Source organism: Arthrobacter sp. E1SS-5, assembly GCF_057073715.1.
Genome location: NZ_CP172703.1, coordinates 3,512,485 through 3,527,231 on the forward strand (window position 1 = coordinate 3,512,485; position 14,747 = coordinate 3,527,231).

A 14,747-nucleotide genomic window follows, 5' to 3' on the forward strand; every position below is an offset into this window, starting at 1 on the left:
TCTGTTTTAGGTTGTGTGGCGGCCTCGGGTGAGTTCGTCCATTTCTACTGCACGTACCCCTGGTGAACGCTGACAAGCGGTTCGAAGCGGCGCAGGGTGGTTCCGGCCGCCACGATTTTGCGCAGGTGCGGCAGGCCGCCAGTAGCTGCGCCGGCGGCTCGGGCCTGGACGAGTACGTTGCCCAGGGCAGTGGCTTCCACCGGTCCTGCGATAACAGGCTTACCGGTGGCGTTGGCGGTCAGCTGGCAGAGCAGGGCGTTCTGCGAGCCGCCGCCCACCACGTGCACCACCTCCACGGGCCGGTCGGCCAGGCGCTCCGCGGCCGTGATGGTCCGGGCATAACCTGCCGCGAGGCTGTCCATGATGCAGCGCGTGATGGCCGCGGGGTCATCACCCAGGTCCGCACCGGCATGCCGCACAGCGGCACGGATGCGCGCGGGCATGTTGTCCGGGGCGATGAAGTGCGGGTCATCGGCATTGATCTGCGGCCCGCCGGCGGGAAGTGCCGCGGCGGCAGCCAGGAGGGCGGCAAGGTCCGGCTGAAAACCTTCGCCGGCCCACGTCCGCTGGCATTCGCTCAGCAGCCACAGCCCGCCCACGTTCCGCAGGTAGCGGATGGTGCCGTCCACGCCGCGTTCATTGGTGAAGTTCGCTTCCCGGCTGGCCTCGGTGAGGACGGGGCGCTTCAGTTCCAGGCCAACCAGGGACCAGGTGCCGGAGGAGATGTAGGCGAAGGCCTCATCCCCGGCGGGAACTGCGGCGACGGCGGAGGCGGTGTCGTGGGAGCCGACCGCCACCACCGCGGTTTCCGCCGGAAGGCCGACAGCCGCGGCTACGTCCGGCAGGAGGTCCCCGTAGGCTTCGCCGGGCTGGATCAGCGGCGGGAACAGGTCCTTCCGCAGGCCCAGGGCAGTGAAGAACTCGGTGGCCCACTCCCCCGCCACGGCGTCGAACAGTCCCGTGGTGGAGGCGTTGGTAGCCTCCGTGCGGCGCGCCCCTGTGAGCAGGAAGGCGATCAGGTCCGGGATGAGCAGCGCCTGCAGCCCGTCCAGGTCCTGCTCGGTGGCCAGCTGGTAGATGGTGTTGAACTGCAGGAACTGCAGCCCTGTGGTCTGGTACAGGCGCGCCGGGTCCAGCGTGCCGTGCACGGTGTCGACGGCGGTGCGGCTGCGGTCGTCGCGGTAGCTGAACGGCTGCGCCACCAGTTTCCCGGCATCGTCCACCAGGCCGTAGTCCACGGCCCAGGTGTCGATGCCGATGCTCGCGATGGTTTCGCCCTGCACCGCCGCCACCGTGGCGGCAGCACGCAGGCCCTCAAGCACCTCCGCGTACAGGGCGTCGAAGTCCCAGCGGAGGCCGCCGTCGTGCTCCACCACGCCGTTGGGGAACCGGTGGACGGTTTCCAGCGCCGCCCCAGCCGGGGAAACCCGTCCCAGCATCACGCGGCCGGAGGAGGCGCCGATGTCGACGGCGGCAAACACGCCGCCGTCGACACCTGAAACAGACGTACTCATCGGAGGAAGGCTGCGGCCACCCCGGCGTCCACGGGGATGTGCAGGCCGGTGGTGTGGGACAGCTCGTTGCTGGTGAGGACGGCGGCGGCGTTGGCCACGTGCTCGGGCAGGACTTCGCGCTTGAGCAGGGTGCGCTGGGCGTAGTACTCGCCGAGCTTCTCCTCCTCCACGCCGTAGACCGCGGCGCGCTTGGCGCCCCAGCCGCCGGCGAAGATACCGGAGCCGCGGACCACGCCGTCGGGGTTGATGCCGTTGACGCGGATGCCGTGCTCGCCCAGTTCGGCCGCGAGCAGCCGGACCTGGTGGGCCTGGTCCGCCTTGGTGGCGGAGTAGGCAATGTTGTTGGGGCCGGCGAACACGGAGTTCTTGGACGAGATGTAGATGATGTCCCCGCCCATGCCCTGGGCGATCATCACCTTCGCGGCGGCCTTGGCCACCAGGAACGAGCCCTTGGCCATGACGTTGTGCTGCAGGTCCCAGTCCTTTTCGGTGGTTTCCAGCAGCGGCTTGGAGATGGACAGGCCGGCATTGTTGACCACCAGGTCCACGCCACCGAAGGCAAGGACAGCGGCGTCGATCGCCGCGGACACCTGCGCCTCGTCCGTAACATCCGCCTGGACACCGATGGCGACGTCGGCACCGCCCAGCTCCTCGGCGACCTTTTGTGCGTTCTCAAGGTTCAGGTCGGCAATGACGACGCATGCGCCGTCGGACGCCAAACGCGTGGCGATGGCCTTGCCGATGCCGGACGCCGCACCCGTCACCAGCGCGATGCGGGTGGCGTGGGACTTGGGCTTGGGCATCCGGGCCAGCTTGGCTTCCTCCAGCGCCCAGTACTCGATCCGGAACTTCTCGGCTTCCTCGATCGGGGCGTAGCTGGAGATGGCCTCCGCGCCGCGCATGACGTTGATCGCGTTGATGTAGAACTCGCCGGCAACGCGGGCGGTCTGCTTGTCCTTGCCATAGGAGAACATGCCCACACCGGGGACCAGCACGACCGCCGGGTCCGCTCCGCGCAGGGCGGGGCTGTTCTCATCGGCGTGGCGGTCGTAGTAGGCCTGGTAGTCCTCGCGGTAGTCGGCGTGCAGTTCGTGCAGCCGCGCTATCGAGTCCTCGATGGAGGCGTCGGCGGGCAGGTCCAGGATCAGCGGCTTGACCTTGGTGCGCAGGAAGTGGTCCGGGCAGGAAGTGCCCAGGGCGCCCAGGCGCGGGTGTTCGGCGGCTTCGAGGAATTCCAGCACGACGGCGTCATCGCTGAAGTGCCCCAGTTGCGGTTTGTCCGTGGAGACCAGGCCGCGGATCACCGGTGCCAGGGCGGCAGCCTTGGCGCGGCGCTCCTCGTGGGGCAGGGCCGCGTAGCCGGGCAGCTTGGAACCGAAGGGCTCGGCCTTGCCGTTGTCCCGGATGTACTTCTCCGCCTGCTCGATGATCCACAGCGAATTCTGTTCTGCTTCTTCGCTGGTGGCGCCCCACGCGGTGATGCCGTGCCCGCCCAGGATGGTGCCGATGGCCTGTGGGTTGGCGTCCTTGATTGCAGCGATGTCCAGGCCCAGCTGGAACCCCGGACGGCGCCACGGTACCCAGACCACCTTGTTGCCGAAGATCTTGGTGGTCAGCGCTTCACCCTCCGCGGCCGTGGCGATCGCAATGCCGGAGTCCGGATGCAGGTGGTCAACGTGCGCGGCGTCCACCAGCCCGTGCATGGCGGTATCGATCGACGGCGCCGCTCCGCCCTTGCCGTGCAGGCAGTAATCGAACGCGGCCACCATCTCGTCCTCACGCTCCACGCCCGGGTAGACGTTCTTCAGCGCATTCAGCCGGTCCAGCCGCAGCACCGCAAGGTTCTGCTCCTTCAGCGTGCCCAGGTCCCCGCCGGAACCCTTCACCCACAGGAGTTCGACGTCCTCACCGGTGACCGGGTCCGTTTCGGTGCCCTTGGCGGAGGTGTTGCCGCCGGCAAAGTTGGTGTTCCGCTTATCCGCGCCCAGGCGGTTGGAACGGGAAATCAGGTCTTCAACAGTCTTGTTGCTCATAACTCTTTATGCGCCCCATCCGGCTTGCTGGCCGCCCACGCGGTCCTCGTTGATCTTCTTCTGGTAACCGCTGGCCTTGAAGGCGGCCATCGGATCCGCCGGCAGACCGCGGGATTCACGCCAATCGGCCAGGATCGGCCGGACGTCGGTGTAGAACGCATCGTTGAAGATGCCGTTGGCGGCCAGGACATCCCCTGCACGCTGCGCCTCGTCCAGGGCGGCCGTGTCCACCAGCAGGGCGCGCAACGTCATCTCCTGGACGTTCAGCACTGACCGGATCTGGCCCGGGATCTTCTCTTCCAGGTTGTGGCACTGGTCCAGCATCAGGGCCACGCCGGAATCCTTGCCGTACCCGCCGCCGCGGATTACCTCATGCATGATGCGGAAGAGCTGGAACGGGTCCGCGGCACCCACGATCAGGTCATCGTCCGCGTAGAAGCGCGAGTTGAAGTCGAAGGAGCCCAGCTTGCCCAGGCGCAGCAGCTGCATCACGATGAACTCGATGTTCGTGCCCGGGGCGTGGTGGCCGGTGTCCAGGCACACGAAGGCCTTCTCGCCCAACGCCAGGGTCTGCGCGTACGAGGTACCCCAGTCCGGAACATCCGTGTGGTAAAAAGCCGGTTCGAAGAACTTGTACTCCAGCACCAGGCGCTGTTCGTCACCCAGGGCCGCGTAGATTTCCTGCAGCGATTCCGCCAGGCGGTCCTGGCGGCCGCGCAGATCGTCCTGGCCCGGGTAGTTAGTGCCGTCCGCCAGCCAGATCTTCAGGTCCTTCGAGCCCGTGGCATGCATGATCTGGATGCAGTCCAGGTGGTGGTCGACCGCCCGGCGGCGGACCGCCTCATTTGAGGAAGTCAGTGAGCCGAACTTGTACTCGTCATCCTGGAAGGTGTTCGAGTTGATCGTGCCCAGGCCAACACCCAGTCCCGCGGCGTAGTCCTTCAACGCGGCGTAGTCGTCCACCTTGTCCCATGGGATGTGCAGCGCCACAGTGGGGGCAAGGCCGGTCAGCTCGTGCACCTTGGCGGCGTCCGCCAGCTTCTCCTGCACGGTCCGCGGCGTGCCCGGCGTACCGAACACCCTGAACCGCGTACCCGAATTTCCATAGGCCCACGAAGGGACCTCAATGGCAAGCTCCCCGAGCCTGCCCAGCGCCGTTGCTACGTCGTTCATGATGGTTCTTTCCGGTGTTTGAGCGTCATTCTGCTGCATTGTGGTTGGTGCCCCGCTACTGGAGCCGTGCTGGTTTTGTGCCCCGTTCAGCCCGCGGAGGGGTGGGCCGCCAACTGGCTGTCGAGGTTGAAGACTTCCTCGAGGACCTGGAACCCTTCGTCGGGTGCCTGGCCGGAATCTTCGAAAAGCGTTGCCATCTCCGCCTGCCAGCGGGCGTTGACGTCCGTCAGGGCCATGCGGGCGCGGACGGCGTCGAAGTCGTCGCACTCCACGTAGCCCACCAGGAGTCCGTCTTCGCCGAGGAAGAGGGAATAGTTGTGCCAGCCCGCTTCCTTGAGGGCATGCAGCATCTCCGGCCAGACCTCTGCATGGTGCCGGCGGTACTCATCAATCAGCGCCGGCTGGACGGAGGAACGGAAGCACACCCTCATTGGAACTCCTCTTCAAACTTCACGACTTTGAATCGTTTCATTGGTACGATTCAAAGTACTCTTGGATTTGAGCAGGTGTCAAGCAATGGCAAGAACTTTTGATTTCCCGCGCGGAACCAACTGCCGCGGGCATATCGGCACGGAGAATCGATGAACCGCACAGCCAGCATCAAGGACGTCGCCACCCACGCGGGCGTGGCCGTGGGCACCGTCTCCAACGTCCTGAACTATCCGGACCGCGTGTCGGAGCGGACCAAGGAGCGGGTGCTGCGCGCCATCGATGACCTCGGCTTCGTCCGCAACGATGCCGCCCGGCAGCTCCGCGTGGGCCACAGCCGCACCATCGGCCTCATCGTCCTGGACGTGGGGAACCCCTTCTTCACCTCCGTGGTCCGGGCGGCCGAGGACGCCGCCGCGCTGCAGGGAAGCGCCGTCCTGCTCGGCGACAGCGGCCACAATGCCGGGCGCGAGGCCAACTACATCGACCTCTTCCAGGAACAGCGCGTCCAGGGCCTGCTGATTTCCCCAGTAGGCGATATAGCGGACAGGCTGGACCTCCTCCGCGAGCGCGGAGTGCCCACCGTTCTGGTGGACCGGCTGGCTGACGAATCCAAGTTCAGCTCGGTTGCAGTGGACGACGACGCCGGCGGGTACCTTGCCGCCCGGCACCTGCTGGACACCGGCCGCCGCCGGCTGGCCTTTGTGGGCGGCCCCACCTCCATCCGGCAGGTGGCGGACCGCCTCCAGGGGGCCCAGCGGGCCGTGAAGGAGGAGCCGGACGCCACCCTCGAGGTGCTGGAAGCCGAAGGTCAGACCGTCCTGGCCGGCCGCAGCGTGGGCGACACGCTGGTGGAACGGGGCAGGGCCAAGTTGCCGGAGGGAATTTTCTGCGCCAACGACCTCCTGGCCCTGGGCGTCATGCAATCGCTCACCATGACCCACACCTTCCGCATCCCGGAGGACGTGGCCTTGATTGGTTACGACGACATTGATTTTTCAGCGTCGGCAGTGGTGCCGCTTTCCTCCATCCGCCAGCCGACAGAGCTGCTGGGCCGGACGGCCATCGAGTTGCTGTCCGAGGAAGTGGAGTCGCAGAATCCGGTCCACCGGTCCGTGGTATTCACGCCCGAGCTGGTGGTCCGGCAGAGCACTGCCACAGCCGGGGCCGGCAAACCCAGCGCCGGCTGATGCAGCGGCGGCAGAGACCCGGAAGGGCTATTTGCCGGACTGCTGCAGCCACTTCATGGAGTCGCTCCGGGAAGTGAAGAAGCGCGTGGGGCACGGCGGGATGTGGACTCCCAGGAAGAAGTTGGCGATGATCCGGTCCACGGGGCTTGCCCCCAGAAGGGCGATGCGGTTGGCCGCGCAGGGGATGGAAAAGACCGAGCGCGCCTGGATGCTGACATTCTCGGTGGTGGCCATGTCCACCAGCATGGGATAGGTGGCGTCGCCGGCTATGCGGTTCACCGCAGCCATGGCTGCCTGCGCATCCTCAACTTCTATGCGGACGCTGGGCTCCCAAATGAGGTGGATGATGCCATCGGCGCGCAATTGCACCGTGCCCTTGCCGCCGTCGACCAATACGGGTTCCATGTCCCGCCTCCCTCCAGTGGGCAGTTCCTGACCCCACTATCTTGCCTTAGCTCGGGGAGCCGGGAAGACGGTCCCGCCCGGCGGCCCGCAGCAGGCTTGACTAATCAGCATACTTACTAATAGGTTGGTCGACGTGCCCGTGGCCTGGATCACCAGCCGGCGCTGCGTGTCGCGGCCCGCGAGGGCTGCATCTGAAACAAGTGCATTTGAAATAACCAGTTCCGCCGGGGTTCTCCATGGGGGCGGAGCCTCGGGGGGTTCGTTGCGCCGCAACCCGGCGCTGAAAGGATTAACCGAAAATGCGAACAAAGGTCTCAGCTTCAGTCACCGCCATTGCCCTCTCCGGCGCCATGCTCTTCGGCATGGCAGGCCCGGCGACGGCAGCGGCTCCAGCGGCTCCTTCTGCCGCTTCCCAGTCATCACAGGTTGCCAACGTGACCGGAACCATCAACCAGACCATTGACGGCGTTGGCACCTTCGTAGGCTCGTTCACGCCGTCCGGCTTCAGCGCCCAAAACGGCCAGCTGACCGTCACCGGCCTGGTGCAGGGTACCTTCACGGACCTCAACGGCGTGGCCACCCCGGTCACCCAGACCGTAACCACCACCGCTGCGGCCGCACCCTCCACCGCCGCTGCCTTGGCCTCCGGCGGCAGCTGCGACGTCCTGAACCTGGTCCTCGGTCCGCTGCACCTGGATCTCCTGGGGCTCAACGTGGACCTGAACCAGGTGGTCCTGGACATCACCTCCCAGACCAGAGCGGGCAACCTGGTGGGCAACCTCCTTTGCGCCGTCACCGGGCTCCTGGACGGCGGGACCGGCCTGAACGGCCTGGCCAACCTGCTCAACCGCGTCCTGGGTCTCTAGTTCCCGGCAGGTCAACAACCTGCAATCAACCTGCAACGCCAGCAAAGCGGACGGTCCCGAAAAGGGCCGTCCGCTTTGCTGTGCATATGGGCGCCGCTTAGAGCTTCTCCACCACCAGATTCCGGTAGGCAGCCCGGAGCGGCGCCATCTGCCGGAAGCCGATCCGGCCCCCGCCAAGCACTGTGTCGGAGGAATCACGCCACTCAAACAGCGGGAGCCCGTTGATGGAAAACGCCACCAGCGGGCCGTCCTTGAGTACTTCCAACCGATAGAAGTCCATGGCGTCTTCCGTGGGAGGCAGCGGGTCCGCACCCTGGGCCACCAGTTCGAACCCCGCGCTCTTGCGCAGGTTGCAGGTCCGGAAAGCCCGCTCGGACTGGTACTTGTGCCGGAAATAGGAAACGTGCAGGGCGTCGATGTCGCCCGAGTGGTACTGCGGGTAGTAGCCGGTCCTGGGCGCGAGGTCCGGACTGAACAGGTCCAGCCCGCGGCGGCCGGCAGCGGCAAAGAACAGCATGGCCAGGCCGGGCTCCTCAAGGGGAAGGAACTCCCAGCTGATGCGGATGCCGTCCGGAAATTCCTCCGGGCACCAGAACGCCCAGTGCGCATGGTCGCCGAACTCCTGGTCGTCCAGGCTCCCGGACAGTTCCAGCGCACCGTCGTGGCTGCCAAGGCTTAGCGGCCCCTCCGCCACCCACCCGGCAACGTCGTCCGGCCCGGCCAGCGGATTGCGGTAAAGGACGCCGGCTTCAAGTCCTGCCGTGCCCACTTAGCTGCGTCCCGCCGTCGGGCTTAACTCCCTGGCGGTGGGCGGCTGGCCTGCGCCGGGCGCACCGTACCCCAGCCCGCCAAGCTGCCCGGCCACCTCCCCCGCCACCAGCGCGGCCCCCTGCTGCGAGAAATGGGTATCGTCGGCCAGGCCGTCGGGCCAGTGCGCGTGCTCACCGGGCCCGAAGTGGCAAAAAAGCTCACGGGAGCGGTCCGGACCCAGCCGCAGATACAGGTCCCGGGTCCAGGCATTCAGGTCCAGCACGGGGACTCCCAGCTCCAGGCCGAGCTCGCGGACCACCTCCGGATAGTCCTCCAGGCTTTCCTCCAGGACAGCGTCCGACGACGCCGCGTCCAGGAAGTGCCGGCGCTCCACCGGTGTGCAGAGCACCGGAGCGGCGCCCAGGGCACGCACCTCGGCCACCAAGGTGCGCAGGTTTGCCGCGTACCCGGTGCGGGCCGCCAGATGCTGCTTCTTCTGGTCGTTGTGGCCGAACTGGATGAGCACCAGGTCGCCGGCGCCTGCCTCGGCGAGCAGGTCCGTCCACAGCCCCTCGGCGCGGAAGGATTCGGTGCTCGCCCCACCCTTGGCGAAGTTATACACCGCGCCCCATGCATAGGTAAGCGGGGCCAGCCGGGCACCCCAGCCGCTCATGGGGAACTCGTGAGTGGGACAGTTGGCCACGGTGGAGTCGCCGGCCAGCAGGATCTTCATGGTGTCCTTTCTTCTGCGTGGGCTCAGCCCTTGACGGAGCCGATGAGCATGCCCTTGGCGAAATGCTTCTGCAGGAACGGATAGAAAATGAGGATGGGCAGGGTGGCCACCACGATCACGGCGAACTTGATGCCCTGTTCCGGCGGAATGTAGTTGGGATCCACGTTGCCGGTGCCCAGGAGGTCCGACGCGGCCGTGACCTGGCGCAGGTACATCTGCAGGGTCCACTTGGAGTTGTCGCTCAGGTACAGCAGGGGCGACATGAAGTCGTTCCAGATGCCCACGGCGTAGAACAGGGCGAAGGTTGCCAGGACCGGTTTGGACAGCGGCAGCAGGATCCGCCAGAGAATCCCGATCTCGGTGGCCCCGTCCATCTTGGCCGATTCCTCAAGTTCGGCAGGCAGCTCCTGGAAGAAGTTCTTGATGATGATCAGGCTGAACGGGTTGATCGCGGCCGGCAGGATCAGGGCCCAGTAGGAGTTGAGCAGGCCCAGGTCCTTGACCAGCAGGAACGTGGGGATCATGCCGCCGGAGAACACCATGGCAAAGACCACCAGGGACAGGATCACGTTCCTGCCGCGCAGTGTCTTCTTGGCCAAGGGGTAGGCCATGGTCACGGTGAAGGCCAGCTGGACCAGGGTGCCCACCGCCGTGACCAGGATGGTGGTCACCAGGGCGCGAACAAACGCCGGGGTGGCGAAGATGTACTCGTAGGAGCCCAAGGTGAACTGCTCAGGCCAGACGAAGAACGCCCGGCGGGTGATCTCGGCCTCGGTGGCGAAGGAGCCGGCGAAGACGTAGACAAACGGCAGCAGGGTGATGATGCCGATCAGGGACAGGAAAACGTAGTTGGCGGCGTCAAAGATCCGGCCGCCGCGGGTGTTGTGGATCTTCATTAGAACAGTCCGCTCTGGTTGAATCGCTTGGCCAGCCAGTTGGTGCCAAAGATCAGCACGATGCCCACCAGGGATTTGAACAGGCCCACCGCGGTGGAGTAGCTGTACGCACCCTGGGTGATGCCCACGAAGTAGACGTAGGTGTCAAAGACGTCCGCCACTTCGCGGTTGAGGGCGTTGGTCATCAGGTAGATCTGCTCGAAGCCGGTGTTGAGCATCTGCCCGATGGCCAGGATCAGCATCACGATGATGGTGGAGCGGATTGCCGGCAGGGTGATGTGCCAGACCCTCCGGAAGCGGCCGGCGCCGTCGATGATGGCGGCCTCGTACTGGTCCTGGTCGACGGTGGCGAGGGCGGCCAGGAAGATGATGGTGCCCCAGCCGGTGTTCTTCCAGATTTCCTGGAGCACAATCAGGGGACGGAACCAGGCCGGGTCGCTCAGGAAGTCGATGTTGGTGCCCATGATCCCGTTGAGCGTCTTGAACAGCGGTCCGATGTCCAGGGCGAACAGCAGGAAGCTCAGCGAGGCCACAATGGTCCACGACAGGAAGTGCGGGATGTACACCAGGGTCTGGACGGTGCGTTTGAGGATAGACAGCCGGACCTCATTCAGCAGCAGCGCCAGGATGATGGTCAGCGGGAAGGCTACGCCCAGGTTCAGGAAGGCCAGGATCAGGGTGTTGCCCAGCAGCCGGGGAAAGTCCGGGTTGGCGAAGAAGTCCTCGAAGTTCCGGAAACCCACCCAAGGGCTGCCGTTCACGCCCAGGAACGGTACATAGTCCTTGAAGGCGATGGATACCCCGTACATGGGCGCGTAGCGGAACACCGCAAAGTACACCACGCCGGGCAGCAGCAGCAGGTACAGCCACTTGTAGTGCGCGAAATGGACGGAGAACCTGCCCCCTTTCCGGGGAGCGGGCGTGGTCTTGCCCGCCCGCTCCCCGGTGAGGGTGTCAATGACAGGGGCTGCCATTTACTTGTTGTCCTGCCAGAGCTTGTTGATCTCTTCCTTGACCTTGTTGCCGCCGCTGGTGTCCCACAGCTTGATGGCGTCTTTCAGGCCCTGCTCATCGATCTGCCCGGCCAGGTACTTGATGCGCGCATCGGCCACGATGTTGTCCAGCTGCGCACCCTTGGCCACGTAGGTGGCGGAAACGTAAGGCGCGGCCGGGTTGTAGACGGCGCTCTTAAGGTCCTCAGCCATGACATCGGTGCGCTTGTCGAAGACCTGCTGTTCGTAGTCGGTGGGCTGCTTGACCGGGTAGAAGGTGTTTCCCGCAACGTTCATGCCCAGCTGTGCATAGCTCTTGATGTCAGTGGTGACGGCCTTGCCCTCCGGGGTTTCCGGCTTGATCGTGGCCGCCTTCCCGTCCTCCACCTTGAAGTTCACGCCCTCGATGCCGTTGTTCAGCAGGACGGCCACGTCCTTGCCGTTCATGGTGTTCAGGAACTGGAGGACCTTGTCCAGTTCGGCCTCGGTCTTGACGCTGGCCTTGGGCACGGCAAGGAATCCGGAGTAGCCGTCGGTGGGGTGGGCGTGCAGCTTGCCGTCGGGCCCTTCAAGGTTGCCCACGAAGCCCACCTTGTTCTGGAAGTTGTTGGGGTCTGCCTGCTTGAAGAGATTGATCAGCACGCTCACCCGGGAATCGACGTCAACGATGATGCCGCCCTTGCCGTTGAAGAACGGCTCGTTCCATTTGGTGCTGTCAAAGGTTGCGAAGTCGGGGTTGATGAGCTTTTCGTCCACCATTTTCTTGATGAACCGGTCAGCTTCCAGGAATTCGTCCGTCTCGAAGCTGGGAACGAGTTTCCCGTCCCGCTCCGTCCAGCGGTTCCCCGCGCCGTACCACTCCTCGATCACGTCGTACGGGCTGTTGGTGCCCAGCGCACCCCACTTGGGGATGGTGATGCCGTAGGTGTCATTTTGGCCGTTGCCGTCCGGATCCTGCTCAGTGAAGGCCTTGGCTACCTTGTACAGGTCCTCCACGGTCTTGGGCGGCTGCAGGCCCAGCTTGTCCAGCCAGTCCTGCCGGAACATGACGGCTGTGCGCATGGGGGCGCGGCCGCGGAACACGCCGTAGACCTTGCCGTTGACGCTGGCGTTCTTCTGGATGTCAGGGAAGGTGGTCTTGAGGTTCGGGTACTTATCCAGCTTGTCAGTGAGGTCCCAGAACGCACCGGCCTGGGCGTTCTTGACGAAGCCCGGAGTCTTTCCCTGGATCACCATGACCTGCGGGATGTCCGATCCCGCCAGCGTGATGTTGGTCTTGTCCTCGTAGGAGGCGTTGGGTGCCCAGTTGATCTTGACCTGCTTGCCGGTGAGCTCCTCGAGCTTCTTCTGGACTGCGCCGTCCGCGGCGGGCGGCTGCGCTTCAAGGAACGGGGCCATGATGGAGACCGAGGTGAGGTCGGCGGCCGGGGCGTCACCGCCGCCGCTGCACGCGGTCAGGCCCAGGGCCGTCACGGTGACGACGGCGGCGGCGAGGGAAAGTTTCCTACGGATCATTATTTTCCTATTCCACTTCGTTGGGGTTGAGCCGGGCGGTTTGGCCCAGCTTTTGATACGTTTCATTCAAAGGCCCGGCGGGGCCGGGGGGCGATGAATGGGCTATCAGGGAAAGACCACCGTCAAGCGGTGGAGGCGCCCTGCAGGACGGCATGCCCGGCAGGTTCCACCGCAGCTACGGCCTGGTCATTTGCAGTGAAGAAGCGGTCGCACAGCCAGCCGGTCAGGTACAGCCAGGCTCCGATGCTGAAAAACGGGATCAGCCCCGGAATCACGCTGCTGGCGTACACGACGGCCGCGGTGACGAACAGCAGGATGACGGTTCCCGCAAGGTGCCGCACGGCGAACCGGGACGACACCAGCAGGTATTGCGGCAGCGGCAGTTGATACCTGGCGTACATGGGGAACACGTAGCAGATGGCCCCGGCCAGGAAGACCGCTGCGACAACCAGAGCCACCGCCACGAACTGCGCGAAGAGCCCGCGGCCGCCTGAGAAGTAGTTCCAGTTCAGGACCAGCGCAGCCACCACGGCCATGATCGGAAGCGAGAGCACGTTGGCCTGGCCAAAGTTCCGGAAGTATCCGGCGGCGAAGCTCCGCAGCAGCGGCCCACCGTCGCCACCGGCCCTCCTGCGCACCACGATCTGGGCCGCCGCCGTTGCGGGGCCGACGCCGAAAACGCCGAGACCCAGCAGGGTGAACGCGATCCAAAGCAGGTTCAGGCAGGCAATCCATACGAGCGTGTCAAAAAACGAGTAGGCACGCGCGCTGAAGGTTCCGGACAGCATGGCACGGCTCCCTTCTGTTTCTCCATCGTTGCAGAGGCGAAAGCGGAACGTGTCCCGCATCACGCTGTTAATCGGTTTCTCGAAAATGTAAACCCGCCGCCACTCCATGGTCAAGCGATAAATTGAATCGTTACATAGCTGGACTACGAGAGCCCGCATGCCGCACACTGAAAGGCGGAAAGCGCTTGCTGCTCTGATGCTTGCGCCTCAGCGACCGGCGCCCTTTGATGGTGCCGCCGGCCAGAACGGAGAACCATGGGAACGGCAACGAAAGCCGCCGGCAGCGAGGCCGGAACAACCACCACGAAGGCGGCAAGGGTTGCACTGGCGGGGGTACACGGGTTTGGCACCCACCATCTCCGGAACCTCGAACGGCTCCAGGCTGGAGGCAGCATTGAGCTCGTTGCCGTGGCGGACCCGCAGCCGCCGGCACCCGGTGCCGTGCCGCCGTCGGCCGCTGTTTACCCGGGCCTTGATGACCTCCTCAAGGCGACCCCGGACCTGGACCTGGTCATCGTTGCCACGCCCATCCAGACCCATGCCCCGCTGGCCCTGGCCGCCCTGGCCACAGACGCGGAACTGTACCTGGAGAAGCCGCCCGTGGCCTCCCTTGCGGACTTCAACCGGCTGCGGGAAGCCGCTGCCGGGTCGGACCACGGAGTCCAGATCGGCTTCCAGAGCCTCGGCTCGCATGCCTTGAAGGCCATCGAAGAGCTGCTTGCCGCCGGAACCATCGGAACCTTGGAAGGCATCTCCGCCACCGGCCGCTGGGTCCGGGACCGGGCCTACTACAAGCGCTCCCGCTGGGCCGGCAAGCGGAGCATCAACGGCGTGGACGTGGTGGATGGCGTGGCCACCAACCCGCTGGCGCACGCAGTGGCAACTGCCCTCCGGATTGCCGGGGCGCGCACCACAGCCGACGTGGCGTCCGTGGAAACGGAACTGTACCGCGCCAACGACATCGAATCTGACGACACCTCTGTAATCCGGATCCGCACGGTGGCCGGCCTGCCCATTACCTGCGCCCTGACCATCTGCGCATCGGAGTCCGTTGAGCCTTACGTGACCCTCCAGGGCTCTGCGGGGACGGCAGTGTTCCACTACACCGAGGACCGGCTCACCGTTATATCTAATGTGGGGCGCATCGAGGAGACGTATGGCCGGGACGACCTCACGGAGAACCTCCTGGCCCACCGCGCCCAGGGTGTTCCGCTCATCAGCAGCCTGGAGGACAGTGGCGCCTTCATGCTGGTGCTTGAAGCAGTCCGCACAGCACCGCTCCCCACCCCCATCGATCCCGCCTACGTCGGTTGGGAGGGTGAAGAGGACGCGGCGCACGCAGTGGTGGCAGGCATCGAGGAAGCCCTGGAACAGGCAGGACGTCACCATGCCACCTTCAGCGAACTGGGGCTGCCCTGGGCTGCATCCGCTCCCGCTGTTTTTGATGTTCAGGCCTGCTGATG

Annotated in this window: 14 protein-coding genes; 3 read left to right on the forward strand and 11 right to left on the reverse strand. The window is 65.3% G+C overall.

Going from position 1 to position 14,747, the window contains the following annotated elements; translation table 11 throughout:
- Positions 1-44: 44 nt before the first annotated feature.
- From ACIGJD_RS16460 to ACIGJD_RS16475, 4 genes are all read right to left on the reverse strand, one after another.
- Entirely contained in the window at positions 45-1,514 is a 1,470-nt protein-coding gene (locus tag ACIGJD_RS16460) for a rhamnulokinase (protein ID WP_483687098.1), read from the reverse strand.
- Complete coding sequence (locus tag ACIGJD_RS16465; protein WP_483687099.1) at positions 1,511-3,547, reverse strand: bifunctional aldolase/short-chain dehydrogenase; 2,037 nt, start codon at positions 3,545-3,547, stop codon at positions 1,511-1,513. The genes ACIGJD_RS16460 and ACIGJD_RS16465 overlap by 4 nt, the downstream gene beginning before the upstream one ends.
- Positions 3,548-3,553: 6 nt before the next feature.
- A complete protein-coding gene (rhaI, locus tag ACIGJD_RS16470) occupies positions 3,554-4,720 on the reverse strand; it encodes an L-rhamnose isomerase (RefSeq protein ID WP_483687100.1) in 1,167 nt (388 codons plus the stop codon).
- 86 nt (positions 4,721-4,806) lie between these two features.
- Entirely contained in the window at positions 4,807-5,151 is a 345-nt protein-coding gene (locus tag ACIGJD_RS16475) for an L-rhamnose mutarotase (RefSeq protein WP_483687101.1), read from the reverse strand.
- Positions 5,152-5,301: 150 nt separating this feature from the next.
- On the opposite strand from ACIGJD_RS16475, the gene ACIGJD_RS16480 reads away from it, so the two are divergent.
- Positions 5,302-6,339 carry a LacI family DNA-binding transcriptional regulator gene (locus tag ACIGJD_RS16480; RefSeq protein ID WP_483687102.1) on the forward strand — a complete coding sequence of 346 codons (1,038 nt, stop codon included), beginning with the start codon at positions 5,302-5,304 and terminating at the stop codon, positions 6,337-6,339.
- A gap of 27 nt (positions 6,340-6,366) precedes the next feature.
- Here the strand turns inward: ACIGJD_RS16480 and ACIGJD_RS16485 are convergent, their stop codons facing one another.
- The gene (locus ACIGJD_RS16485) at positions 6,367-6,744 is read right to left on the reverse strand and encodes a DUF7793 family protein (RefSeq protein WP_483687103.1); all 378 of its coding nucleotides are present in this window, start codon (positions 6,742-6,744) and stop codon (positions 6,367-6,369) included.
- Positions 6,745-7,043: 299 nt separating this feature from the next.
- Between ACIGJD_RS16485 and ACIGJD_RS16490 the strand changes: the two genes are divergently transcribed.
- The gene (locus ACIGJD_RS16490; RefSeq protein WP_483687104.1) at positions 7,044-7,610 is read left to right on the forward strand and encodes an ABC transporter substrate-binding protein; all 567 of its coding nucleotides are present in this window, start codon (positions 7,044-7,046) and stop codon (positions 7,608-7,610) included.
- A gap of 97 nt (positions 7,611-7,707) precedes the next feature.
- Here ACIGJD_RS16490 and ACIGJD_RS16495 read toward each other — a convergent pair whose 3' ends face one another.
- The 6 genes from ACIGJD_RS16495 to ACIGJD_RS16520 all read right to left on the reverse strand — a co-directional run bounded on the left by ACIGJD_RS16495 (position 7,708) and on the right by ACIGJD_RS16520 (position 13,284).
- A complete protein-coding gene (locus ACIGJD_RS16495) occupies positions 7,708-8,379 on the reverse strand; it encodes a DUF1961 family protein (RefSeq protein WP_483687105.1) in 672 nt (223 codons plus the stop codon).
- Positions 8,380-9,093, reverse strand: coding sequence for a rhamnogalacturonan acetylesterase (locus ACIGJD_RS16500; RefSeq protein WP_483687106.1), 714 nt, complete (start codon positions 9,091-9,093; stop codon positions 8,380-8,382).
- 23 nt (positions 9,094-9,116) lie between these two features.
- Entirely contained in the window at positions 9,117-9,989 is an 873-nt protein-coding gene (locus tag ACIGJD_RS16505) for a carbohydrate ABC transporter permease (protein WP_142132709.1), read from the reverse strand.
- Positions 9,989-10,963 carry an ABC transporter permease gene (locus ACIGJD_RS16510; protein WP_483687107.1) on the reverse strand — a complete coding sequence of 325 codons (975 nt, stop codon included), beginning with the start codon at positions 10,961-10,963 and terminating at the stop codon, positions 9,989-9,991. The genes ACIGJD_RS16505 and ACIGJD_RS16510 overlap by 1 nt, the downstream gene beginning before the upstream one ends.
- Positions 10,964-12,496, reverse strand: coding sequence for an extracellular solute-binding protein (locus ACIGJD_RS16515; protein WP_483687108.1), 1,533 nt, complete (start codon positions 12,494-12,496; stop codon positions 10,964-10,966). It lies immediately after the preceding gene.
- Positions 12,497-12,618: 122 nt separating this feature from the next.
- On the reverse strand, positions 12,619-13,284 hold the full coding sequence (locus ACIGJD_RS16520; RefSeq protein WP_483687109.1) for a YesL family protein: 666 nt from the start codon (positions 13,282-13,284) through the stop codon (positions 12,619-12,621).
- 255 nt (positions 13,285-13,539) lie between these two features.
- Between ACIGJD_RS16520 and ACIGJD_RS16525 the strand changes: the two genes are divergently transcribed.
- Positions 13,540-14,745, forward strand: a complete 1,206-nt coding sequence (locus ACIGJD_RS16525; protein WP_483687110.1) for a Gfo/Idh/MocA family protein — start codon at positions 13,540-13,542, stop codon at positions 14,743-14,745.
- The last annotated feature ends 2 nt before the right edge of the window (positions 14,746-14,747 follow it).